Origin of the sequence: Bifidobacterium hominis (genome assembly GCF_040095915.1) — a bacterium.
GTDB classification, from domain to species: Bacteria; Actinomycetota; Actinomycetes; order Actinomycetales; family Bifidobacteriaceae; genus Bifidobacterium; species Bifidobacterium hominis.
In genome coordinates this window covers 77,185-99,918 of record NZ_JBBMFR010000002.1, presented here as the reverse complement: position 1 = coordinate 99,918, position 22,734 = coordinate 77,185, and the positions used below count along the sequence as shown (strand labels likewise).

At 56.8% G+C, this 22,734-nt stretch carries 16 protein-coding genes and 1 riboswitch; of the genes, 5 read left to right on the top strand and 11 right to left on the bottom strand.

What is annotated here, in order from left to right; all coding sequences use genetic code 11:
- The first annotated feature begins 17 nt into the window (after nucleotides 1-17).
- The gene (locus WMO36_RS01830) at nucleotides 18-560 is read left to right on the top strand and encodes an LOG family protein (protein ID WP_302694595.1); all 543 of its coding nucleotides are present in this window, start codon (nucleotides 18-20) and stop codon (nucleotides 558-560) included.
- A 595-nt stretch (nucleotides 561-1,155) separates the two neighbouring features.
- On the opposite strand, the gene WMO36_RS01825 is transcribed toward WMO36_RS01830, so the two are convergent.
- On the bottom strand, nucleotides 1,156-1,335 hold the full coding sequence (locus tag WMO36_RS01825) for a DUF8602 domain-containing protein (RefSeq protein ID WP_349076598.1): 180 nt from the start codon (nucleotides 1,333-1,335) through the stop codon (nucleotides 1,156-1,158).
- A gap of 386 nt (nucleotides 1,336-1,721) precedes the next feature.
- Here WMO36_RS01825 and WMO36_RS01820 point away from each other — a divergent pair, with 386 nt between their 5' ends.
- Together WMO36_RS01820 and WMO36_RS01815 are read left to right on the top strand one after the other, a co-directional pair.
- Nucleotides 1,722-2,315, top strand: coding sequence for a uracil-DNA glycosylase family protein (locus WMO36_RS01820; protein WP_349076596.1), 594 nt, complete (start codon nucleotides 1,722-1,724; stop codon nucleotides 2,313-2,315).
- Nucleotides 2,316-2,437: 122 nt separating this feature from the next.
- Entirely contained in the window at nucleotides 2,438-2,983 is a 546-nt protein-coding gene (locus WMO36_RS01815; protein ID WP_349076593.1) for a DNA methyltransferase, read from the top strand.
- A 150-nt stretch (nucleotides 2,984-3,133) separates the two neighbouring features.
- Here WMO36_RS01815 and glnA read toward each other — a convergent pair whose 3' ends face one another.
- From glnA to WMO36_RS01795, 4 genes are all read right to left on the bottom strand, one after another.
- On the bottom strand, nucleotides 3,134-4,570 hold the full coding sequence (gene glnA, locus WMO36_RS01810; RefSeq protein ID WP_055063452.1) for a type I glutamate--ammonia ligase: 1,437 nt from the start codon (nucleotides 4,568-4,570) through the stop codon (nucleotides 3,134-3,136).
- A 334-nt stretch (nucleotides 4,571-4,904) separates the two neighbouring features.
- Nucleotides 4,905-5,687, bottom strand: a complete 783-nt coding sequence (locus WMO36_RS01805; RefSeq protein WP_099571207.1) for a DUF4191 domain-containing protein — start codon at nucleotides 5,685-5,687, stop codon at nucleotides 4,905-4,907.
- 103 nt (nucleotides 5,688-5,790) lie between these two features.
- Entirely contained in the window at nucleotides 5,791-7,272 is a 1,482-nt protein-coding gene (locus tag WMO36_RS01800) for an FAD-dependent oxidoreductase (RefSeq protein WP_099571208.1), read from the bottom strand.
- Between the two features lie 111 nt (nucleotides 7,273-7,383).
- The gene (locus WMO36_RS01795; RefSeq protein WP_144164916.1) at nucleotides 7,384-7,986 is read right to left on the bottom strand and encodes a DUF3043 domain-containing protein; all 603 of its coding nucleotides are present in this window, start codon (nucleotides 7,984-7,986) and stop codon (nucleotides 7,384-7,386) included.
- A gap of 150 nt (nucleotides 7,987-8,136) precedes the next feature.
- Here WMO36_RS01795 and WMO36_RS01790 point away from each other — a divergent pair, with 150 nt between their 5' ends.
- Nucleotides 8,137-9,504 (top strand): dipeptidase, encoded by a 1,368-nt coding sequence (locus WMO36_RS01790; protein ID WP_099571210.1) that lies wholly within the window; start codon nucleotides 8,137-8,139, stop codon nucleotides 9,502-9,504.
- A gap of 125 nt (nucleotides 9,505-9,629) precedes the next feature.
- On the opposite strand, the gene WMO36_RS01785 is transcribed toward WMO36_RS01790, so the two are convergent.
- From WMO36_RS01785 to WMO36_RS01760, 6 genes are all read right to left on the bottom strand, one after another.
- Complete coding sequence (locus WMO36_RS01785; RefSeq protein ID WP_349076589.1) at nucleotides 9,630-10,472, bottom strand: energy-coupling factor transporter transmembrane component T family protein; 843 nt, start codon at nucleotides 10,470-10,472, stop codon at nucleotides 9,630-9,632.
- Between the two features lies 1 nt (nucleotide 10,473).
- Nucleotides 10,474-11,979, bottom strand: coding sequence for an ABC transporter ATP-binding protein (locus WMO36_RS01780; RefSeq protein WP_435374412.1), 1,506 nt, complete (start codon nucleotides 11,977-11,979; stop codon nucleotides 10,474-10,476).
- A gap of 95 nt (nucleotides 11,980-12,074) precedes the next feature.
- Nucleotides 12,075-12,686 (bottom strand): ECF transporter S component, encoded by a 612-nt coding sequence (locus WMO36_RS01775; RefSeq protein WP_099595108.1) that lies wholly within the window; start codon nucleotides 12,684-12,686, stop codon nucleotides 12,075-12,077.
- Nucleotides 12,687-12,711: 25 nt separating this feature from the next.
- Nucleotides 12,712-12,814: riboswitch (TPP riboswitch) on the bottom strand.
- A 150-nt stretch (nucleotides 12,815-12,964) separates the two neighbouring features.
- Entirely contained in the window at nucleotides 12,965-14,086 is a 1,122-nt protein-coding gene (locus tag WMO36_RS01770; protein ID WP_039198599.1) for an Mrp/NBP35 family ATP-binding protein, read from the bottom strand.
- A 93-nt stretch (nucleotides 14,087-14,179) separates the two neighbouring features.
- Nucleotides 14,180-16,855: an NAD-dependent DNA ligase LigA gene (gene ligA, locus WMO36_RS01765; RefSeq protein WP_294449821.1), complete on the bottom strand. Its 2,676-nt coding sequence runs from the start codon at nucleotides 16,853-16,855 to the stop codon at nucleotides 14,180-14,182.
- Nucleotides 16,856-16,984: 129 nt separating this feature from the next.
- A complete protein-coding gene (locus WMO36_RS01760; RefSeq protein WP_349076691.1) occupies nucleotides 16,985-20,290 on the bottom strand; it encodes a tetratricopeptide repeat protein in 3,306 nt (1,101 codons plus the stop codon).
- A gap of 93 nt (nucleotides 20,291-20,383) precedes the next feature.
- Between WMO36_RS01760 and WMO36_RS01755 the strand changes: the two genes are divergently transcribed.
- Nucleotides 20,384-22,603 (top strand): hypothetical protein, encoded by a 2,220-nt coding sequence (locus WMO36_RS01755; protein WP_260846075.1) that lies wholly within the window; start codon nucleotides 20,384-20,386, stop codon nucleotides 22,601-22,603.
- Nucleotides 22,604-22,734 lie beyond the last annotated feature (131 nt).

Sequence of the window (22,734 nt, the reverse complement as noted above, 5' to 3'; positions counted from 1 at the left end):
ATGTTGGAGGTACAAGCATGAACGTCACGGTGTATTTAGGAGCTCACGAAGGCAACAACCCCGTATACAAGCAGGCCGTGGCGGAGCTGGCCATATGGATTGCCGAGAACGGGCACCGTTTGGTGTATGGCGGTTCCAACGAGGGGCTGATGGCAGTCATCGCCGACACTGTGCTTGAGCATGGCGGCAAGGTGACCGGTATCGAAGCGCAGATGTTCGTGGACAGGGGTGTCGCGCATAAGAATCTGACCCAACTCACCATCGTGCCGAACATCACCGAACGACGCACGCGCATGATCGAGCTTGGCGACGTATTCATTGCATTCCCCGGGGGCACGGGAACGTTGGAGGAGATCAGCGAGGTCGTGTCCAAAGTCTGTCTTGACCAGTTGGCACAGCCTTGTATTTTCTATAATCTCAACGGTTTCTACGATGATATGAAGGCGCTGCTGCATCGCATGATCGACGATGGCTTCTCCACAGGGGAACGCCAGCATGGTATCTATTTCGCTTCGGATCTTGCCGAGATAGAGCATATTATCGCCATGCACAAGGCATAGGCGGCTCAGTCAGGCCGTTTTTATTCGACAGGTCTTTTTCAAGAAAACGGGGACGCCCAAACGACCCTCATAATCGGCCGGAATATCCTCCAACCGGCCCATCACAACCGGCATGCACCCACATGCCCCGCAGCGCATCCGGTCAACTCCGGGATGCTTTGTTTGCCGAACCTGCTGATCGGATGGAACCCGTATCCGTCGGCCACGCGAAGAATGGATTTGCGTTTTTATTGTCTGCATGTTTTACAGTTTCGTTACCATGAACATCCCGTTTGTCCTGCTGTACATTTTCCTCGGCGGCATGTTCCTGTTCTCCGCCTATTCGCTCTGGGAGAAAGACAAAAACAATCGGAGGTAATGCAGAATGGACAGCAAGGCACTTCTTTCCTTGAACCATTTAAGCGTCTGGTACACCGCAGATCACCCCTTACTTTCTGATTTTTCACTGGATTTAGGGGCAGCGGAAGATCAGTCATTTCGGTATTTCACATTCCGGGAATATCTAACGTATGTGGCGGCGTCCTATGGTGTCCCGCTGCCAGATCTGTCTGGCCTCATAAGGGGATTTCACTTTGAGGACTATGCCAATGTTCTTCTATCGGTCGCGGATCTTCTTCCACTGCCTGCCATAGCGCTTGCCCGCGGAGTGGCCGCGCGTGAAATGCTCGTACTGCCGCTCAGCTTCCTTGCGATGCTTCTCACAGTATTGCTCGCCGTCCTCGCAAAGGTTCGGGCAGTCGGGGAAACGGCAGGGATGTCTTGGTTTTCTCGGCATGCGTGCCGCCTCCTTTCGGACAATAGAAAAGCCCCGAAAGGATTACTCCTTTAGAGGCTTGAAACAGGCCGTCCGGACCGCGTTCTCCTTCTTTCGGCTTGTTATCTACGATGGGCGCCATGGGTGCTTATAGAGAGCGGTTCGCGGTAACGCTACGCTTGCAGGACGGTTGAAACCTGAGTATTTATTTAATCCAGTTAGACGTAGTGCTTTGTGATACACATTGGCAATAAAAATCTTGAAAGACGCTAAGCGGCTATGCGGGAATTACTACATGAGGATAATTTCCTACGATATACCCTGCAGCGCAAAGGCAAGGTATATTTGTGGGAAACGAGCAATCAATATGCATGAACGGCGCATGTCGCCAAGGAGATGGTTTCGACATGGACAAGGATTTCCTTGCGATTTTTAATGCCATAAAGGCTGATGGGGCGAATGCAGACTATACCAAGCGCGGCATCGATCCGCTCTACTCCGTCGGGGCTGGCGCTCGCATCGTGATTATCGGGCAGGCACCAGGCGCGGTGGCGGAAGAGACGCGCATCCCCTGGAACGACAAGTCAGGAGAGCGTCTGCGCGATTGGCTGGGTGTTTCTCGCGAGACGTTTTATGATCCTGAGCGGGTGGCGCTTCTCCCCATGGACTTTTATTTTCCGGGACATGGCAGGTCGGGCGATCTACCGCCGCGCAAGGGATTCGCCGAGCAGCGGCATCCTGCACTCTTGGCGCTCATGCCCAATGTTCGGCTCACTGTGCTTGTGGGCGCATATGCCGTCCGCAGGTACCTGCATCTCAAGAATTCGGACAGCCTTACAACCGTGGTGCGCGATTATGATGCCTATATCGGCCGGGGATTCTTCCCTTTGGTACATCCGTCGCCGCGCAACCAGCTATGGATGAGCAGGCATCCTTGGTTCGAGGCCGAGACCTTGCCTGCACTCAAGGCACAGGTCAACGCGGCGCTTGAACAGAGGTAAGTGGTACGAAATCATCTGTGACGATAACTTCCAGCCATACAAGGAGGTTCATTCATGCAGAGAAGGACGTTGGGGACTCGTGAGGCGCTTGAAAGCATCCTCGAAGATGCCACGGCGCCAAGGTGGCGAGAGCGTTCGCGAGTGACTATGGCTATGACCTCGTCAGTCTTCTGCTGACCGGTGATGAATGCTCGTATGTGATGGGAAACCCGCCGTTCATCGGCCATCAGCAGCACACGCAGCAGATCAAGGATGATATGGAACTGGTGTGCGGCAAGGCCGGAGGCTCGCTGGATTATGTGGCTGGATGGTATTTTAAAGCTATTGATTTCCTTGACGGGAATCCCTCCGCGCAATTCGCGTTCGTATCCCCGAATAGCATCACACAAAGCCAGCAAGTCGCCCCGCTATTCAAGCATGTGATCGAACGAGGGTGGCGTATCCGGTTCGCTCACCGTACGTTCTGCTGGGACGCTCAGACTACGGACAATGCGAACGTGCATGTCGTCATTGTCGGATTCGACAGAGGCACAAACGCTCCTGCGTTGTATGAATACGACGACATTAACGGTGAACCTGTGGAAGCACGTCCGGCTCATATCAACGGTTATTTATCGGATGCGTCTGATGTGTTCGTGGAGGCGAGGAGTCAGAAGACCGGTCCGTAAGGTCTTTGCCGTCCCGGATGGAAGAAATTCTGTAGGAATAAGGAGAGCCTCCCCAATTTGGAGAGGCTCTCCTTATAACCAATCTGGCTACCTTCTGATTACCCTTGGAGTCCAAAACAGCTTGATTTCAAGGGAAACTGGGTATAGGCCTCAGATGTGGAAGTACAGCTCGTACTCCAGCGGGGTCGGAGCCAGACGAGCCTGGTCGATTTCGCCGCGCTTGATGCCGATCCAGGTTTCGATCAGGTCATCGGTGAAGACGTCGCCTGCGGTGAGGAAGTCGTGATCTTCCTCAAGGGCGTCCATGGCCTCGGCCAGAGAGCTCGGAACCTGCTTGATGCCTGCGTGCTCTTCCGGCGGCAGCTCGTACAGATCCTTGTCGACCGGCTCCGGCGGTTCGATGTGGTTCAGGATGCCGTCCAGGCCTGCCATCAGCTGTGCGGAGAAGGCGAGGAACGGGTTGCAGGACGGATCCGGAGCGCGGAACTCGATGCGCTTTGCAGCCGGGGAGGTGCCGGCCAGCGGAATACGGATGGCGGCGGAACGGTTACGTGCGGAGTACACCAGGTTGACCGGCGCTTCGAAGCCCGGAACCAGACGGTGGTAGGAGTTCAGAGACGGGTTAGTGAAAGCAAGCACAGAGGAGGAGTGCTTGATCAAGCCGCCGATGTACCAGCGGGCGAGGTCGGACAGGCCACCGTAGTTCTTCTCATCATAGAACAGCGGCTTGCCATCCTTCCACAGGGACTGGTGGCAGTGCATGCCAGTGCCGTTGTCGCCTGCGATCGGCTTCGGCATGAAGGTTGCGGCCTTGCCTGCCAGAGCGGCGGTCTCGTGAACGACGTACTTGTACTTCATCAGGTCATCGCCTGCGTGCTGCAGGGAGTTGAAGCGGTAGTTGATCTCCTGCTGGCCAGCGCCGGCGACCTCGTGGTGGGAACGCTCGAGGATCAGGCCGACCTTCTGCAGGTTGGCGACCATGTCGTCGCGCAGATCCTGAGTGTGGTCGATCGGCGGAACCGGGAAGTAGCCGCGCTTGACGCGGTTCTTGAATGCGATGTTCGGGGTGCCGTCGTCTTCGGTGTCGATGCCGGAGTTCCACGGAGCTTCAATGGAGTCGACCTCGTAGAAGGAGCGCTGCATGCTGTTCTCGAAGCGCACCTTGTCGAAGATGAAGAACTCAGCTTCCGGAGCGAAGGAAGCGGTGTCGGCGATGCCGGTGGACTTCAGGTAAGCCTCGGCCTTGCCTGCGACCTGACGCGGATCGCGAGAGTACGGCTCGTCAGTCAGCGGGTCGACGATGGAGAAGGCCACGTCGAGGGTCTTGTGCTTGCGGAACGGATCGACGAATGCGGTGGAAACGTCCGGCACCAACTTCATATCGGACTCGTTGATGGCCTGGAAGCCTTCCACGGAGGAGCCATCGAACGGCATGCCGTCGGTGAAGGCATCCTTCAGGAATTCGCTTGCCGGCACGGTGAAGTGCTGCTGAACACCGATCAGATCAGTGAAGCGAACGGAGACATACTCGATGCCTTCCTTGTTGATAAGGGCCTCAGCATCAGCCTTGGTTTCAAGTGCAGTCACGGGACCGCTCCTTTCGAATAAGTAACTTACAGGCTCTTAGTCTAAGAACGCGCGTTTCGCTCACTCGCCAATTGGGTTACGAGAATGTTTCGTAATGACATATTCGAAGGATGATTTCGCGGAAAACTGGGATTCAATTGTTACGAACACGCATATTCGCCTGCGCAAAACCGTTCAATTTGCGGACACTCGTGTCGTCACACCGTCCGTAACGCCAGTTCTTTTCCAGGCAACACCCTTACGTAGGCTCGTGGAACGATGAAATAAAAAAGAACCTCGATTGACATGCCAATCGAGGTTCCTGCACGTTATATCGGATTATCAGTCCTAGGCATCAGCGGCCGCGCATGGCACGACGGCTGACACGCTGCGGATGCATCGGGTCGACACCCTTCGGAATGCCCATGCCGTTCTTCATCTGCAGAGTGCGCAGACGCTCGTTGAGAATGCTCAACTCGGTTTTGGTGAGCACGAAACGGCTCTTCGGATGGATGGCAGCCACCAGCTTGTTCTTGTGGTGGGTCGGCAGGTAGCTCTTGCAGTCGAGCACGGTCTTACGCAGGTTCTTCAGGCTCGTCTGGTTCTTGCCCTGGCCGACGTAGATGCGGTAAACAGGAATATCGGATCCGGCGGTCACGCCCTTGATGTTCTGTTCCTGACGATCCATGGCACGCTTGACACGGCCGTATTCGCCTTCACCCAACAGATAAATACCGTTGTAGCCGGTACCGCGCCAGATGGCGTCCTTGGTCTTCGGATCAACCCACACCGGTTCCTGCGGAAAGTTGAAGCCAGCCTTGTTGACGTTGCCGAGCACGCTGATGGCAGCTCCATGACGGCCTTCAAGCTTGGCGTATCCAACCTTGTCGGCACGGTTGGTGAGCATCATGGTGGCGAACAGCAAGCCAAGCATGACGGCCAGGATCATGGACGTGACCCATCCGATCACCGACCACTTGAATACGATGCCAAGCACTACGAATACGATGATCGGCGCCACGAACACGCCTCCGCACAGCCACGGAAGAGCCTTGTCTTCGGCATGGGTGTACTTGAAGATCTGAATGACCTGTTTGATGGTGCTCTGCTTCTTCTTTGGCTCTTCTTTGTCTGCCATCGACTTCCTCACTTGGTTATGCGGTTACTCACACTGGAACGGTAGTTTATCAGGAACCATGCCATATCGCATGATTGCCGCCGTTTCCCTTGATTGACGGTGATTATCGGGTGTGCAAAGGCCTGCCATCCGCTTTGAGCAGCGCCTCTCCGAACGTTTCACTGAACGTGGGATGCGGGTGGATGAGCCTCGCCGCGTCGGCAAGCGGCACATGATTGCCGACCAGCTGTTCGGCTTCCGCGATCAGATCGCTGGCTATCGGACTAACGATGTGCACGCCAAGCACAAGAGGAATATCGGGAGCGTCAGCCATCGCACCGCTGACGATGGTCATGGATCCGCCCTCTCCACTCATGAGCATACGCGAGTTGGACAGCATCGGATATGCGGTTTCCTGCGGATCGACAATGGTATCACGGGCTTTCGCTTCGCCGAGCGTAAGCCCGACGCTTGCCGCCTCGGGGAAGGAAAACACGACTTGCGGCACGGTTTCGTCGGCAACAGGTTTAGGATCAAGTCCCGCGATGGTTTCGGCGATGGCGATGCCCTGCTCGAACGCACGGTGCGCCAAGGCATGCCCCGGCGTGATATCTCCCAAAGCCCATATGCCTTCCACGTTCGTACGCCCGTACACATCGGTCAGAACATAGCCACGTTCATCCAATGCGATGCCGTTGGATGCGAACCAGTCGACATCGGTGTTCGGCATGCGGCCAATGGCAGCAAGCACCACTTCGCCATACGCGGTGCGCTCCTCACCGCCATCACCCTGCCTGTAATGCACGGTGGCCCCCAAGTTCGTGCCGGTGTCCACATGATTTACCGACGTGTGCGTCACCACATTCACGCCACGGCGTTTGAGCTCACGCGTCAACGTCATCGAAGCCCGCTTCTCCCAAGACGACAGCACGCGGTCCTTGCGAATGAGCAAGGTCACCTCGCATCCCGACGCATTCCACAATGATGCGAATTCCAACGCCACCGCGCCAGCGCCGACGATCACCGCGCTGGATGGGAACGTGTCCAATTCCAGAGCCTGCGTCGAATCAATCAACGCTCCGGAAAACGGATCGTCAGGCAACGGCATCGGGCGCGAACCAGTCGCAAGAACAATATCGTCTCCTGCGATCGTCAGTTCCGACCCTACAGGTTCCTCTATTCCCGCCTTGATGGAACGCAAAACCTGCGTCCCTCCCCCGGACGGCGCAACATGCACCTCATGACCATTTTGCAGCTGTGCCTCGCCATGGAACACGGTGACGCCACGGTGCGACAGCAATCCCGCCAATCCTTTCGTCATCGTCTTCACCGTGGACGTACGGAAGTCACGCAACCTGCCGAAGTCAATGCTCTGCAATGCGGCATTGATGCCCATACGCTCCGCCTGACGTACGTTCTCCACGCTATGCGCGGCCGTCAGCAACGCCTTCGATGGAATGCATCCACGATTGAGGCAAGTGCCTCCCAAGGTGTTGTCACGCTCGACCATTGCCACCGTTTTGCCAAGTTGAGCAGCGCGTAGTGCCGTGGAATATCCGCCCGGTCCCGCTCCGATGATGACGATGTCGAAATGCTGTTCAGTCATGTCTGTCCTCGTTGATTCGTGCGTTACAACTGGTTACATGGTAATGGAAAAGCCGCCGGTTTTCGCCGACGGCTTGAAAAAACGATGGCCGCGATTCCCGGCAGGAGCCGATCACTCCGGCCAGTGTCCACGCTTCGGATAGCGCGGCTTCGGCAGACGCCAACGACGCATCTGGATGGCACGACTCCACGCATAGGAGCCGGAACGCATGCCCTTGGCCACGGACTGCTCGCCGAACTTCTCGATAAGCTTCTTCTTGAGCTTGCGCCACATGATCACCACGTCAATGATCACCGCGAACAGGTACACATACATGAGCACCATCAACGGCAATGCCAGCGCAGGCCACTGATATGTTACGAAAATCGAACCGATCAGAATGACGAACGCAACCGGAATGAAGAACTCACCGAGGTTAAAACGAGCGTCGACGTAGTCACGGATGTAAATGCGCCATGGCAGACGCTCTGCCTTTGGCATGTGGTTGATGTCGCCCTTCTGCATGGCATCGTACTCAGCGTTCTCACGCTCGCGCATACGCGCCTTGGCGGCCTTACGGCTCGCCTCACGATCCTTGGGAACCAACGGGCGAAGATTCTGCGCCTGAGCATCCTTGCGCTTCGGCGTCGGACGACCCTTGCCGGAAGTGGTTTCCGCAACCTTGGTCTCGACAGGCTCCTGCGTCGTCTCTTCCTTCTTGTTAAACAAACTCATGCCTATAGAGCGTAAAGTGACGTATCGACGCTTTAGCCCTGCCCTGTCAACAATTGGACGTGCCGATTGAGACCGATACAATGGTCATTCGTTACACGCATATGATCACGCTGCGTTGTTGTATGGCAGCACGTCTTTGTAAGGAGCAATATGGCAGCTTTACCTGTCGAAGAAGTTCGATCACGAGTCGAAGCGGATTTTGACCGCATCGTCAACGTGCTTAACAAGAAAATCGCATTACAGTCCATTTCGGCAAAAGGCATCACCGCGGATCATATGAAACGATCCGCCGAATTCGTGGCCGAAGAACTCAGCAAGGTCGGCGTAAACGCCCAAGTGGTGCAGTCCCACAATCCCGATGGCACGCCAGGCGCGTGGGAAGTCATCGGATCGAAATTCGTCAACGCCGACGCACCGACCGTGCTTCTGTACGCTCATCACGACGTACAGCCGGTACCCGACGCAACCGCGTGGAACACCGACCCGTTCGTCGGCACTGTAATCGACACCCGCCTGTACGGGCGAGGCGCGGCCGACGATGGCGGCGGCATCGCCATCCATTCAGGCGCATTGCAGGCCCTCGGCGACGATCTGAAAGTCAACATCAAAGTCTTCATCGAAGGCGAAGAGGAAATGGGCTCACCAAGCTTCATTCCCTTCATCGAAGAGCACAAAGACGAATTCGACTCCGATGTGATCATCGTCGCCGACTCAGGCAACTGGTCCGCGGAAATCCCCTCCCTTACCACATCACTTCGCGGCAACACCGACATCGACGTACATGTCAAGGCATTGCACCATCCGGTGCATTCCGGCCAGTACGGCGGACCGATCCTCGATGCGAACACGCTCGCAGCCATGCTGATCGCATCCATGTATGACGAGCACGGCGATCTGGCGGTGCCGGGCGTCGCCTCAGAAGAGCCAGTCGGCGGACTGCAGCGAGACATGGACGAGACAACCGTGCGTGCGGATGCCGGCATCGTCGGTTCCTACCGTCTGGCCGGCACCGGTTCTTTGGCCGCACGCCTGTGGACCAAACCAAGCGTGACCGTCATCGGTTTTGATGCGCATCCAGTGGAAGGATCCTTCAATGTGATCTCCCCTGAGACAACGTTCCGCCTCAGCCTACGCACCGCTCCGAACCAGCGTCCGGAAGAGGCCCAGGAGGCACTCGCCGCATTCATGGTCGAGCACGCCCCGTTCGGCGCCGAAGTGTGGGTAGACAAGCTCGACAATGGCATGGGCTGGGCCATGGATCCAAATGCCGAAGCCACCAAGGACGCCATGGAAGCCATGGAAGAGGCTTTTGGCGTGGCTCCTGTCAACAAGGGCGAAGGCGGTTCGATTCCGTTCATTCCGGAATTGCAGCGTATTTTCCCGAAGGCCCAAGTCTTGGTTACCGGACCGGAGGATCCGAAGGCCAATGCGCATAGCCCGAACGAGTCCATCAGCCTGCCAAGTCTGAAAAACAATGTGATCACCGAAGCGCTGTTGCTTGACAAGCTTGCCAAGTAGCGGATGCCACGCTTTTTATAATAAAAAATACAAAAAAGGACGTTCCATTCCATACAACGAATGAAACGTCCTTTTTGCAATCGCCGCAAATCCAACAATCTCTCGCTATGAGATCATGAGTTCGATCAATTGCCGGTACCGGTAAAAGCCCAATGCCAGTAACCCGTGAAGTAAGCACAAGACAACGCAATCACCGGCACTGCCACACAAATCGCATAAAACAGCCAGTCGACGGCATGCAAACGTGATTCCCGGGCCTGGCTACGTGGAGCATCCGCTCCGAAAGCACGCGCCTCCATGGCGGTGGCAAGCTTCGTGCCGCGTCGAATCGACACAACCAATAGGCTGAACGCCTGAGAAAACACGCGCTTGATGGCACTACCGTCACCCAGTCCACGAGAGCGGCGGGATTGTCCAAGCGCATACCAATCATTCTGCAGCAACGTGAACATGCGCATACCAGCCAAACCGCCATATACGAATCGCGACGGCAAATGCAAAATCTGCACCAAGCCATCGGCCAGATCGGTCGGGTCAAGGCCAAACGCGAGGATCACGCCGGGAACGGCAATGGCTGCCACACGTAGGAACGTGGCCAACGCCAAATACAACGATCCCTGCGAAATCACAATGACATTGCCAAGATTGACCAGCACGGCACCGGAGGTTTTGCCATACAATGCCACGGAAATGAAACTTCCCGAAGCTGCGATCCATACCGGCCAGGTTTTACGAAGCACCGTCCATGGAGCGACGCCTCCAATCCAGAGCAGCAACATCTCCAACACGAACGCCACCGATGCGGAAACCACGTCCAACGTCACGAACATGGGAATGCACAATATCAGCGCGCCGATGAAACGACTGACCGGATTGATCTTCGCGACAAACCATGACGGAGACGCCGGCTTGGCGTCATCATGACGTTCCTTATGCGGCACCACGCTGATGGTTTCCAACTGTTCCATCTCACTCCCCCTCGCTTACGAGAATGCGACGCGCTCCCAACGCTTCGATCAACGGTTCGTCATGAGTGACCATGATGACGGAACAGCCAGCGTCGCGCGCGCCCGCTATCAGCCTGACCATTTCCGTCCATGTGGTGAAATCCTGACCGAAAGTCGGCTCATCCATCACCAACACCTTCGGTGCCGCGGCAAGCATGGACGCCACGGAAAGGCGACGCTTCTCACCGCCGGATAACGTGAATGGATTGGCTGGGGCGAACCGTTTGAGGTTCAACCGTTCCAGCATCATATCGGCGATGGCGTAGGCCTCGTCATCGGTTTTTCCCATGGATTTAGGGCCGACCGCCACTTCGTCGCGCACACTGGATGCAACGAACTGGTGTTCCGGCTCTTGGAACACCATGCCGATTCGCCCAAGAAGATCCCTGCTTTTCCACGTGAAGACGTTGTTCTCCCTATGTGCGGGAACCATGCTTTCATCCATACTTACCCGCCCGGAAATCGGTTTGAGCAAGCCAGCCAAAGTCAAAGCAAGCGTGGATTTTCCCACACCGTTTTTGCCGGTCAGGGCAGTAATCTCGCCGGCATGGAACGCGAGGTTCACATGCTCGCCAAGCGCGAATTCACGTCCGAAGCTGAGATCCTCGGTTCGCAGAACAACCTTTCCCGATGACTGCTTGGATTCGGGAATATGGCTTTCAATGGTGCGCCCCGGAACCCAGGCACCGCCTTTTGCCAACACCGTCGCCATGCTGCCGAACACTTCCTCAGGAGTGCCATCGGCGATGACTCCGCTGACATGCGAATCGGCTTCCGGCTTGCCAAGCACAATGACGCGATCCACCAAATCAAGCCATACGTCAATGTGATGCTCCACCACCACCAAGGTTTCATGGGTTCGGTCAAGCACATCACGTACCGCATCATGCACCTCCTTGACGCCTTCCGGATCAAGGTTGGCGGTCGGCTCGTCAAACAACAGCAATCCGGGGTGCATGGCGAGCACGCCAGCCAAAGCCAGACGTTGACGCTGCCCGCCAGAAAGCCTGCGCGTGGAGCGATCAAGTTTCATATAGCCAAGTCCAACAATGTCGAGTGAGGAACGGACCCTGCTCCAAATCTCATCTTTTGGCAGATTCAGATTTTCACAGCCAAAAGCGGTATCGTCTCCCACACGTTCCAGAATCGTCTGTGCATCGGGATCCTGCAATACCAATCCTGATCGCCCACGCGAATGGCGGGCATCCGTTCCGTCGATCAGCAGCTCACCTTCGAGTTCACCTTCATCATCACCGCCGAGCACGCCGGCAAGACCGGCCATCAACGTCGATTTTCCGGCACCGGAAGCACCCAACAGCAACACACGCTCCCCCGGCTGTATGGTGAAGTCCACATGCCTTAACGCAAAATCCTTACGTGAAGCATGTCGCCATCCCCAATCGCGTGCGACCACCCCGGCTGCGGAAAACGATTTTTCTGCATCAGTACCCATGAATCGTTCTTTCATTCCTTTTGCATTTGGCGTTCGTAAGGCGAACACGCATCAAAGAAGTCCCGTATCCACCCACCGTGAATGCGATACGGGACTTCACAAACGAATCGTCAGACCAGAGTCTGCGCACGACCGGATTCGAAACGGTCAAGCACGCCTGTTTTGGCAATGGCCTGCTGCAGCAGATACATCAGGACTCCAGCCACCAAAGCGCCGGAAATAACGGAAGTGACGCAGTTGACGGCAATACGCAAGCCTGCCCAGGCGGGGTTTACGGTCCAGTTGTAGAGGAAGCATCCCAAACCGGCGAGGGTGCCGGAAATGGTGGCCGACAGCAAATCCCAACGCTTGTACGCGAAAATCGCAAAGCCGATTTCGGCAGTAAGACCTTGGCAGATGCCAATGATCAGGGAACCGCCGATGCCCCAGGGATTGCCCATGGCGAGTTCTATAGCGGCAGCAAGGGTTTCGGCGAACAGCGCAGCACCAGGCTTTCGCACAATAAGGGCGGCCAGAGGTCCTGCAAATAGCCAGATGCCGTTCAGTAGGCCTTCGAAGCCAGGCGTCACCGCTTCGAACAGCGTGATCGGAGCCGCGCAGATAACATCCCAGCCCCAGAAAATCACACCAGCTGCAACCGCGACGATGGCGGCCACAACGATATCAACGACTCGCCATTTGTTGTTGTGCTTCTTCACCGCGGAAGATTCATTTACGGTCATGAATGTGCCTTTCTTTATGTCAAGGCACGGGAAAAGAGAGACGTCCGTGCGCCGGCATTACCCGGTATACGTTCATACGGTCGAAGCGTTTGCTTCCTCTCAGCCATACGGCCCCCGTGTCTGCGCTTGATACTACACAAGGCACAAGATTTTCACAAGGGCTGTTTCATTTTCGCTTCGTTTCCGGCATAGAACACGCTCGGATTTTTGCAATGGCCTGTCTTCACGGGTTTCCCTCCCGTACTGAATGCAGCACGGAAACACGGTTCCATAGAGTTTTACAGAGGTCTGCACATCAATGATTCAGCTAGGTTCCTGAATGTCTCGCCAATACCGTCGGCACGTAACGAGCCATCCTCATTCAGCACGGCCGGGCGTCCGTCCTCACCAGTCTCCCGCAATTCCGGTTCCAGTGGAAGCTGAGCGAGCAAAGGAACGTCATAGCCGAGGCTTTCGGTCAGCTGTTCCGATACGCGCGTACCACCGCCTTCGCCGAAAATCCGCAGACGTTCACCCTTATGCTCGTAATAGCTCATGTTCTCTACGACGCCGCGCACTTTCATCGGCACCTGCAGCGCCACCAAGCCGGAGCGTACTGCGATGTCGGATGCGGACGGCTGCGGCGTGGTGATCACCACCAGTTCCGCATTCGGCAGGGCCTGGGCCACGGAAATCGCCATATCGCCGGTGCCCGGAGCCAAGTCAAGCAGAAGCACGTCGGGCTCGCCCCACCACACATCCGAAAGGAATTGTTCGAGCGAACGCTGCAGTCGCGGCCCTCTCCAAAGGATCGCACGATCGGCGCCCGCGAACATGCCGATGGAAATCAGTTTCACCCCCCAAGCGGTGACGGGCATGAGCATACCATTCAGATTGGTGGGTTGCGCATGCACGCCGAACAGTCGCGGCAGCGAGAACCCGTAGATGTCGGCGTCAATGGCGGCCGTATCATAACCGAGCGCCGCGAAAGTGGCGGCAAGATTCGCGGTGACGGACGATTTGCCGACACCGCCTTTGCCGGATGCTATGGCGAAAATACGGGTTTTGATGCCCGGCTTATTAAAGGGGTTCTGCTTGCGATCGGCTTTGAGACCTGCAACGAGTTGGGTGAGCTTGTCTTGGCTCATGGATCCGACTTCGATACGCGGCAGCAGCGTCGCATCCGGGTAGGATGCCACCGCTCCGTTGATTTGGTTGGTGATGGTCTGCGATAATGGGCAGCCTTCCACCGTCAGCTCGACTTCCACACGGACTTCGTAAGTGTTCGTTTTGCCTTCCACCGGTATCGCATCGATGGCTGCGATCATGCCCAGATCGGTCACGGACCGCCCCAGCTCGGGATCGATCACTTTGCTGAGTCGCTCATAGATGCGCGCTTCAATGGTACGCTCGTCGGTCATGGTTCCTCCTTTAACCGCGTACCAGACTAGCGTCTGGAGGCGCGGCATGCCAGAGCCTTCTTGCGATTATGTTGCCAGCTTGACGTTCCGACGTCACACCGTTCCGTTTTCCAGCAGTATTTTGAACTGGTCCTCGTTTAACATGGGAACGCCTAATTCCTCTGCCTTGGCGGCCTTGGCGCCGGCGTTTTCGCCAACGACCACCCAATCGGTTTTCTTGCTGACGGATCCTGAGGCTCTTCCACCACGAGAGATAATCGCTTCTTTGGCGGAGTCACGCGAGAAATCAATCAACGAACCGGTGACGACCACTGTCTTGCCTTCAAGTGTCTGCGGTAGTGTACTGATTTCAGCTTGCTCCACACCAACTCCAGCAGCCTTCCATGCTTCCAACACCGTGCCGCGCCAATCGCCTGGTTCCTTGGCCGATGTGAACCACGTGACCACCGATTCCGCAATCTCCGGACCGATGCCGTCTATCTGAGACAGTTCGTCCACACTGGCGCGTTCGATGGCGTCAAGCGATCCGAACGTATTGGCGATAACACGTGCCGTGGGCGGTCCGAGGCGCCGGATCGACAGGGCTACAAGCACACGCCATAAGTCGGCGTGGCGTGCCTTGTCCATTTCGTCAAGCATTTTCCTTGTGTTTTCCGCAGGGCGTATATATACCGGCTGCACGCTGGATGCTCCGGAACGCGATACTTTGGTTTCCTCTCGGATCACCATGGCATCCTCAGGCACGTCATATCCGGGATATTCCGCGGATTCATCGACTTCGTCCTTACGCTTTCTCGCCGCTGTCGGAGTCGTCCAAAACGCCGGGACCTGATGCCATAGGCCTGATCCGCCGATACGTTTGCGCGTTTTTTTCGGCTTACCGTTCTTGCCGACGGTTTCGTGGATTTCGATGATTGGCGCTTCTCGCCATACGCGAACATCCTGCAGGTCGGAGGCTGTCAGCGAGAACAGGCCGGCCTCACTGGACAACACCGGCGTTTGCCGGGCCGGCAGTTCCAGCCCTTCCACCGGCTCGTACGGTTCGGGCTCCTGCCCCGGTGCCACCACGATTTCGGTGATGTTCGGCGCGTAGGTCGCCACCGAATCGGGGCGATCCTCTTCCGGATTCGTCAACGCGATGGCCGATTGGTCACCCAGATGTTCGATATCGAACGCCTTTCTGGATGCCAGGTTGATGATGCGTTCGGTTAACTGTGCCGGGCAGGATTCCACGTTCGGACAGCGGATGTCCTTGTCCCCCTCTTTGGCCGGAGCGAGTTGTGCCCCACAGCTCGGGCAATGCGAAGGCATCACGAAACGGCGCAGCTGGTCTTCGCACCCTTCCCTACGCTCCAACACTGGACCTACAAGTTCGGGAATCACATCGCCTGCCTTGCGCACCACAACGGTGTCGCCGATAAGCACGCCTTTACGTTCCACCTCGAACGGATTATGCAAAGTGGTTCTCGACACCGTTGAACCCGCAACATATACGGGCTTCAGAATGGCCACCGGCGTCACGCGGCCGGTACGCCCCACTTGCACGGTGATGTCGAGCAACTCCGTATTGACTTCCTCCGGCGGATACTTGTAGGCGATGGCCCAACGTGGCGCACGCGAGGTCGCACCCAGCGACCGCTGCAACCCCAGATCGTCCACTTTCACGACGATGCCGTCGAGCGCATGCTCGATGTCACCGCGATGCTCACCGTAATAGTCGATCATGTCGAGGATTTGGCTGAATGTGGTGACTTCACGATTGTGCGGAGAGACCGGTATACCCCACTTCTTGTATAGCTCGTACGCCTCGGATTGGTTGTTGACGATATCGTGGCCGTCGCCTCGTTTGGCGCCCCATTGGAGCGTGCCGATACCGTGCGCGTAGAAACTAAGCCTTCTGGTGGAGGTGATGCGCGGGTCCTTCTGACGCAGGCTTCCTGCGGCCGCGTTGCGCGGATTGGCGAAAGGCGCGCGTCCCGCATCCTCGCTTTCCCTGTTGAGCGTGTTGAAATCATCCCATCGCATGAAAACCTCGCCGCGAATCTCCACGAATTCAGGAATATCCTCCTCTGGCCCGGCAAGATTCTGTGGAATGGTGGAGATGGTGCGCACATTGAGTGTGATATCTTCGCCAGTCACACCGTCGCCTCTGGTCAGGCCCTGTTCAAGCACGCCATTACGGTAAATGAGATTGAGCGCAAGTCCGTCAATCTTCACTTCGCAGGTCATTGGCAGGGGCTTCGTATCCGACCAATCAAGACCTCGGATGACACTGTCATACCATTCGCGCAATTCCTCAAGCGAAAAGACATCGTCAAGACTCATCATGCGTGACGGATGACGCACTGATGCGAAATCGTTGGAGAAGGTGCCTCCAACACGATGCGTCGGCGATTGCGTGGAGTCAAGGGATGGAAACTGCGCTTCCAAAGCCTGTAAGCAGCGCATTCTCGCATCGTAGGCCGCATCAGACGAGACCGGCGCATCATCGATATAGTATGCGATCTGATCGGATTCCACCCATGCTGCCACTCGCGCCCACAATCGTGCCGCGGCCTCGGCGCTCATCGATGAAACGTCGATCCTGTCCAGTCGCATGGCATCCGCATCTGTCGGCTGCAATGCGGCGATCCACTGTTCGCTTCCCGGTGCATATGAGGCGGCTCCCTCGTCTGCCGACACGGGCGTCGACGTGCCCATGGCGCCGCCATCCGTTTCGGGAGCGTCAAAATCCCATGCGAGCTGTTCGGAATCGTCATGCCTTGTCATTGTCACTACCTCGTCAACATTTTTCGATGTGCTTTCAGTGCTGTCGGTCGGCGACGCTTCGAACAGTATCGCACAAATGTTCGACTAACGTGCCGTCGACGCTGAATTGTTCGCCCCGGATGGTGCCGGTCAGTTGTTCAACGACCTCAGGAACTGCATCTGCACCACATCGGCACCGTCGCGCTCCTCGTCATCCATCCTTGAAGCGGCAACCGAAAGCGTACGTGCCGGCACGAACATGCCCTCGTCCACGCAGACTCGCGCGGCCTTGCGTACCAAGGATGCAACCTGTGTGTTGGGCCATACCGGCAGTCCAGCCTGCGTAAGCACATGCATGGCTTCCGACACATTGGTAGGCACCGGAATGCACTGCGACTGCGCACGTCCGATCAATTCCTGAAGCTCACCCTCCAACATGGCGATACGCGCCGGTGCGATCTCCTCGCTCATGATATATGCGGCGGCCGCGATATCGAAGTGATCGCACATCCATTCCGCATAGGCGAGTCTGTAATAGGCGAATGACGCATCCTCACGGTCAAGCGCGACGTGCAACGCGTTGAGGCAAGCCGCTCTGGCCGGATCCCAATCCTCGGCGCGCGCCAGTTGAACCGCCAACTTGAGATGGGAAAGCGGATAGGCCGGCGCGTATCGCACCATCGCGTTGAGATGCGGCAGCGCGGCCTTGACGCCTTTGACCTGTGCGAGCACGTCGGCGAGTTCCATATGCGCGTAGAACAGATTATCCGGAATCAGCACGGTCCGTTCGCCTTCCGTGGCGAACATGCGATTGTAGATGACGCGTTCCGCATACGAGTTGAAATACCGCGGCACGCCCGGATTCGAAGCGAACAGTTGGTCCATTCGTTCCAACGCCGCTTCAGCCAGTTCCACGCTTTGGTCGACCTGTCCGGAAAACAGCAGGTCTCTCGCCTTGATGCGTTCCGCGTCAAGCTCGTCGGCCACGCGGAATGAGAAATCCGGCGTGTCCTTGCCATCGATAAGAGCGCTCGTCACTTGCGGAGCCAAGACCGTTAACTCAGGGTCGGCGATGGCGTTGATGATGTCCATGGCCTGCTTCGCTTTGGCTACCGACTCCAGAAGGGGATCCTGCGCGATCCTATGGAATTCACCAACCGCGCGCTGCAGCAGGTCCACACGCTGGATGGACAGCCCCGACATGTCGCGGCAGCCGAACAGTTGCGCCGTATTATGGTCGAATGTAACATCGGAAAGCTCGGGCTCCTCTTGGCTTCCCGCCGGAGAGAAACGGCTGTCACGCAGGTTGAGCGCGGCATCCACTGGTTTCAATGCGCCAAGACCATCCACATCCATTTCCGCGTCGAACATGCGGTACGTACCTGTCGGGTCAGACAGTCCGCACTCACCCAACCGTTCCATGAACTCGTCTCTGGTAAAGGTGACCGTCACCAAATTGCGCACGGTCGGATTCTTGCGAAGCTGGCTCAACGGATCGTCGCCATCCCCGTCGAAATCGTTATAGCCAATCAAACCAGCATCAAGACCGTCATGCGTGAAATGCTCGGAATCGCCCTCCTCTCCGGTGGACTCGTTTGCAGCTTCGTCAGGAACCGCAAACGTCATCTCGTCGAAGTCGATATCCTTTATCAAATCCTCGAACTGTCTGTTCAGCGAATCGTCCGCATCATCACCGTCACCGCCATCGACACCCAAGTCAGCGGTTTTCGGCGTCACCGGCCGAGACGGATCCCCATGGAAATCGCCGTCTTTCGGATCGGCTTTGGATCCGGAAACGCCCATATCTCCGGTACGGATTCGTTCGAACGCGGCCAATGCCTCGCTCATCAGCTCGCTGATGGCGGAATCCTGCTCGGCCACGGCCTCTTCCAAACCAATCGAATCGATATGCATCGATACGCGCTGGATGCCTGGATCGGCACCGAAACTCAACGCAGCCATCATCAGTCCGACACGCAGATTGTAGTCCGCGCTCATGCGAGCGCGTTCGGCGTCCGTCATATCCACCCATGCATGGCGTGCCGCATCGTATCTGGTGGACGGCATCATGGAAACGCCTGCGGATGTGAAGCCGATCGCCATATTGCCGTCCTTGAGGCTGCATCGGAAATCCACGTCGAAACGGTACGGAAGGCGCATGCTGCGTAGCAGCCGAGACATTGTCTGGCGGTACACCCATTCCGAACCGCCTTCGCTGCCGAAGGCGACGCTGTCCGTGCCGACCGTCGTGTTTTCGGCAATGGAACGCCTGGTTTCCGAGGCAATGTCCATCAAACGCATGACGGCCTGCACACCATCATCCTGTTTGGAGTCGAGGATTGCGCCGAATTCGTCATCCGGTTTCAATGCGATCAACGCCGGATTTTCCAGCAGCGCCATGTCGATCTGCGCCGCTTCGGCCCGTGTCACGGTGTCTTCCGTGGGGAGCTTGCCGATACGGGCGTTGCGTTCCAACCATGAGCTGACTGCGGCGAAACGGTTGAGATTGCCTTCGATGTTCAACGCACGCAACGATGCTGAGAACGGCAACGTGGAATCCCATGCGAAGAAGTAGCAGCCGGAATAGCTGGACGTGTACAGGTGCAGCGGTTCCGCGCCATGCACGGACTCAAGGCCTTGGTCTTTGTCGAGCGCCCCGGCCTCGCGCATGAGGTCGGCGAAATAATCCTCGAGTCCGGAGGCGCGCATGCCGTGCGAGCGGGCACTCATCGTATCTCTGATGGATCGGCGGATCGCGCCCATAGGCGCTTCTCTGTTGAGTCTGCGGAAGATGTTGCCAGTGCCGAATCCTACGAGTAGTCCGTTCATTTGCGGCAGCATGTAGGCCGCGAAGAACGCGATGGTGATGGCGTCACGGTATTCCAGGTCGAATCGCATGGCTTCCGGCAGGTTGGCGCGCATCTGTTCGAGCGTGTAGCGGTTGCCGACTTTGAGCCAGGATGCGAGCCACATCATGCGTCCTCCGGGCATGCGCCCTACGACACCGCCTTGTGATGCGCGTACCATTTTTGGCGTGCCGTTCGCAGCATGCCCGAATCGTGGGCCGTCCGGCAGAGTGAGGGTCTCCTCTTTGACGAAGATGAAGCGTGGATCCAGTTCCTGCACGTCCATTTCGGGATCGGTGCCTGCGAAGACGCGCGCTTTGCTGTCGGCGAGCGCGATTTGTGCGAAGTGGTTGGTGTCGGTGAATAGGCCGATGGAGAAGGCTTTGCCTTGGGTTTGCGGTAGTTGTGCCCAGCCGAGTTGGAGTGTGTTTGGTACGCCTTCGAAGCCTTTGATGATGTGCCGTTTGATGAGTGGGTTGAGTTTGATGGCGTTGCGGGTGAGTTCGGCGACGATGTCGTCTGGCGTGTTGAGGGCTTTGCCGAAGGGGTTGGTGTCGGTGGTGTTGTGGGGGTGTTTGTTGTGGTTGATGAGTTGTCGTACCCCTTGCATGGCGTGGTTGAGCATGGTCCGTCCTTGGTGTGGATGGTGTGCTGATGGCGATGCTGGTGTGAGGTGTGACATGTGGGCTATTCTTTCAATTCAATGCGACATGCAGCCTTTAGAATAATATTTGTGGTTTTTTCGAAACAGCGTTTTCAGGCGCGTCATCGTGTGCGCGCAGCTATTGTAGTCGCTTTTGTTGTGGTGGCGTTGGTTGAGTGCGTGTTGTGTAATGTGCCTTTTTTCCAGTCGTTGGCGGCGTCGGGTGATTCGGCGGCTGCGTATAACACGTTGGGGCCGGGGCTTGAGCGTCGTGATGATGGGTTGTTGGAGGTTACTGATCCGACGCAGGCGTATTTGCAGGTGGCGGCGGATGGTTCGTCGGATTATGTGCGTGTTGTTCCTGTTTCTGATGAGGTGTTGCAGGGGGCTGAGCGGCAGGGTGAGCGCGTGTTGCGTACGGTGCGTGTGCGTCCTGATGCTGATCGTAGGGCGTGTGAGCTTACTTCGGTGTCGTTGGATTCGTCTCGTTCATTGTATGTGAGGGCTGCGGCTGGTCGTACGGTGCGTGTGCAGGTGGTGGAGCCGAAGGGGTCTTTGATTCCGTTTGAGGCGGTGCGTGCGAATGTGCGTGTGCCTTTTTCGGTGAGTCCGCTGCGTGTGGCGTTGTTGGTGTTGGTGATGGTGTTGGTGGCGTTGTGGCGTCCGGGTTCGCGCTTGTGGAAGGTGCCGTTGGATACGTCGAGTGTGCGTCAGCGGGTGGCGTTGGGCGTGTTGCTGGCGGTTCCTGGGTTGGTGACTGCTGCGGTGGTGGTGTGGCAGTTGGTGTATGCCGTGCCGTTGAGCTTTCATACGGATGGCATGTATACGTATGATTACGATCAGTATGATCATGTGGCTCGGGCGTTGCTTGATGGTCATGCGTGGCTTGATTTGGATGTGCCCCAGGGGTTGCGTGATGCGGATGATCCGTATGATGTGGCGACCCGGCAGCAGTTGCTTGCCGATGGCGTGAGTCCTGTGTATTGGGATTATGCGTTTTTCAATGGACGTTGGTATTCGTATTTTGGTGTGGTGCCGGCGTTGCTGTTGTTTGTGCCGTATCGTGCGATGACGTCGTTGTGGGTTGATGGTGGTCTGATGATGTCGTCGGGCGCTGCGGTGCCGTTGCTGATGTTTGGTTTTTTGGTGTTCGCGTGCCTGTTGACGATTCGTGTGATCAAGCGTGTGCGTCCGCATGTTTCGGTGGCTGCGGTCAGCATGTTGTGCGTGTTTGTGTTGTTGGCGTCGAATGCTCCGTATTTGTGGTATCGGACGAATTTCTATTCGGTGCCGATCGCGGCGTCTTTGTTGTTGAGCACGTTGGGCTTGTGGCTATGGTTGGGAGCCGAACGTCCATCCACGGCCTACGCTGGCGAGGATGGCGAGGGGAATGCGGTCGGATCGTTATCGCTGCCTCGTTTGGCTGCCGGTTCGGTGTGCATTGCCGCAAATGTGGGTTGTCGTCCGTCGTTTGTGGTGGTGGCGTTCGCCGCGTTTCCTTTGTTCTGGCCGCAGATTCGTGCGATTGCCAAACAGTTGCGTGATGGCGTGTTCGCTTCCGGTAAGCATGGGCGTGTCTGCGCCATGTTGCATGCGTTGCGTGCGCCTTTGGCCGTGCTGGTATCCGCATTGGTTGTGGTGGTGCCGTTGTTCGCCTATAACATGGTGCGTTTCTCCTCGCCATTCGATTTCGGTTCGTCGTATCAGCTGACGGTCACGGATATGACGAGTTACCATCAATCGTGGTCGAATTTCATTTGGACGGTCGCATACTATCTGTTTTTGCCGTTGCGTTGGACGAATATGTTCCCGTTCCTTGCCGTCGAACCCGCCCCGTTGAAGGATTGGGGGTTCACGGAGGCGATGCCTGGAGGCTTGTTCGTCATGGCACCTCTCGCATTGGCTTCGCTGGCATGCCCATTCCTGCGCCGGCATATGCACGCTCGTGACCATGCCGGCATGTGGCGCACGCTGACGACATTCCTGCTGTTGGGTTTGCTGATTGTGGCGCTTGACGCGCGGCTGGGTGGTCTTGGATGGCGTTACATCGCCGATTTCGGTTGGCTGTTCGCCTTGGCTTCGTTGCCTCTGCTGCTCATTGCGCTGGATTGCGATCGTCCGCGGCTGCGCTGGCTGTTGCGCGTACTGGTGCTGGCGCTGCTGCTGTTCATGTTGGCGGTGACAGTGTTGTCGTTGTTCCTATATGGTCGCGACGACGAAATGATACGCAATGATCCCGGTTTGTTCCACGACGTGCAGTCGTGGTTCACCCTGATATGAGGCACGGCGTTTTCAGGGTTATTTCAGGGTTTTGTTACGATCCGTCCAATAAAATCGCCGGTTTGTTCCGAGTTTTGCGGATAACAGTGGTGTCGTAACTGTTCGCTATGAGATGAACCCTTGTTGGAGAC

Coding starts and splice junctions, on each gene's coding strand:
- WMO36_RS01825 (WP_349076598.1), bottom strand. CDS start 1,335: ATGCCGAGAAAACCAAGACATCCCTGCCGTTTCCCCGACTGCCCGAAC.
- WMO36_RS01780 (WP_435374412.1), bottom strand. CDS start 11,979: ATGAAAGAACGATTCATGGGTACTGATGCAGAAAAATCGTTTTCCGCA.
- WMO36_RS01830 (WP_302694595.1), top strand. CDS start 18: ATGAACGTCACGGTGTATTTAGGAGCTCACGAAGGCAACAACCCCGTA.
- WMO36_RS01755 (WP_260846075.1), top strand. CDS start 20,384: ATGCGACATGCAGCCTTTAGAATAATATTTGTGGTTTTTTCGAAACAG.
- WMO36_RS01805 (WP_099571207.1), bottom strand. CDS start 5,687: ATGGCAGACAAAGAAGAGCCAAAGAAGAAGCAGAGCACCATCAAACAG.
- WMO36_RS01770 (WP_039198599.1), bottom strand. CDS start 14,086: ATGACCGACGAGCGTACCATTGAAGCGCGCATCTATGAGCGACTCAGC.
- WMO36_RS01800 (WP_099571208.1), bottom strand. CDS start 7,272: ATGACTGAACAGCATTTCGACATCGTCATCATCGGAGCGGGACCGGGC.
- WMO36_RS01795 (WP_144164916.1), bottom strand. CDS start 7,986: ATGAGTTTGTTTAACAAGAAGGAAGAGACGACGCAGGAGCCTGTCGAG.
- WMO36_RS01790 (WP_099571210.1), top strand. CDS start 8,137: ATGGCAGCTTTACCTGTCGAAGAAGTTCGATCACGAGTCGAAGCGGAT.
- WMO36_RS01760 (WP_349076691.1), bottom strand. CDS start 20,290: ATGCAAGGGGTACGACAACTCATCAACCACAACAAACACCCCCACAAC.
- WMO36_RS01820 (WP_349076596.1), top strand. CDS start 1,722: ATGGACAAGGATTTCCTTGCGATTTTTAATGCCATAAAGGCTGATGGG.
- WMO36_RS01785 (WP_349076589.1), bottom strand. CDS start 10,472: ATGGAACAGTTGGAAACCATCAGCGTGGTGCCGCATAAGGAACGTCAT.
- ligA (WP_294449821.1), bottom strand. CDS start 16,855: ATGACAAGGCATGACGATTCCGAACAGCTCGCATGGGATTTTGACGCT.
- WMO36_RS01775 (WP_099595108.1), bottom strand. CDS start 12,686: ATGACCGTAAATGAATCTTCCGCGGTGAAGAAGCACAACAACAAATGG.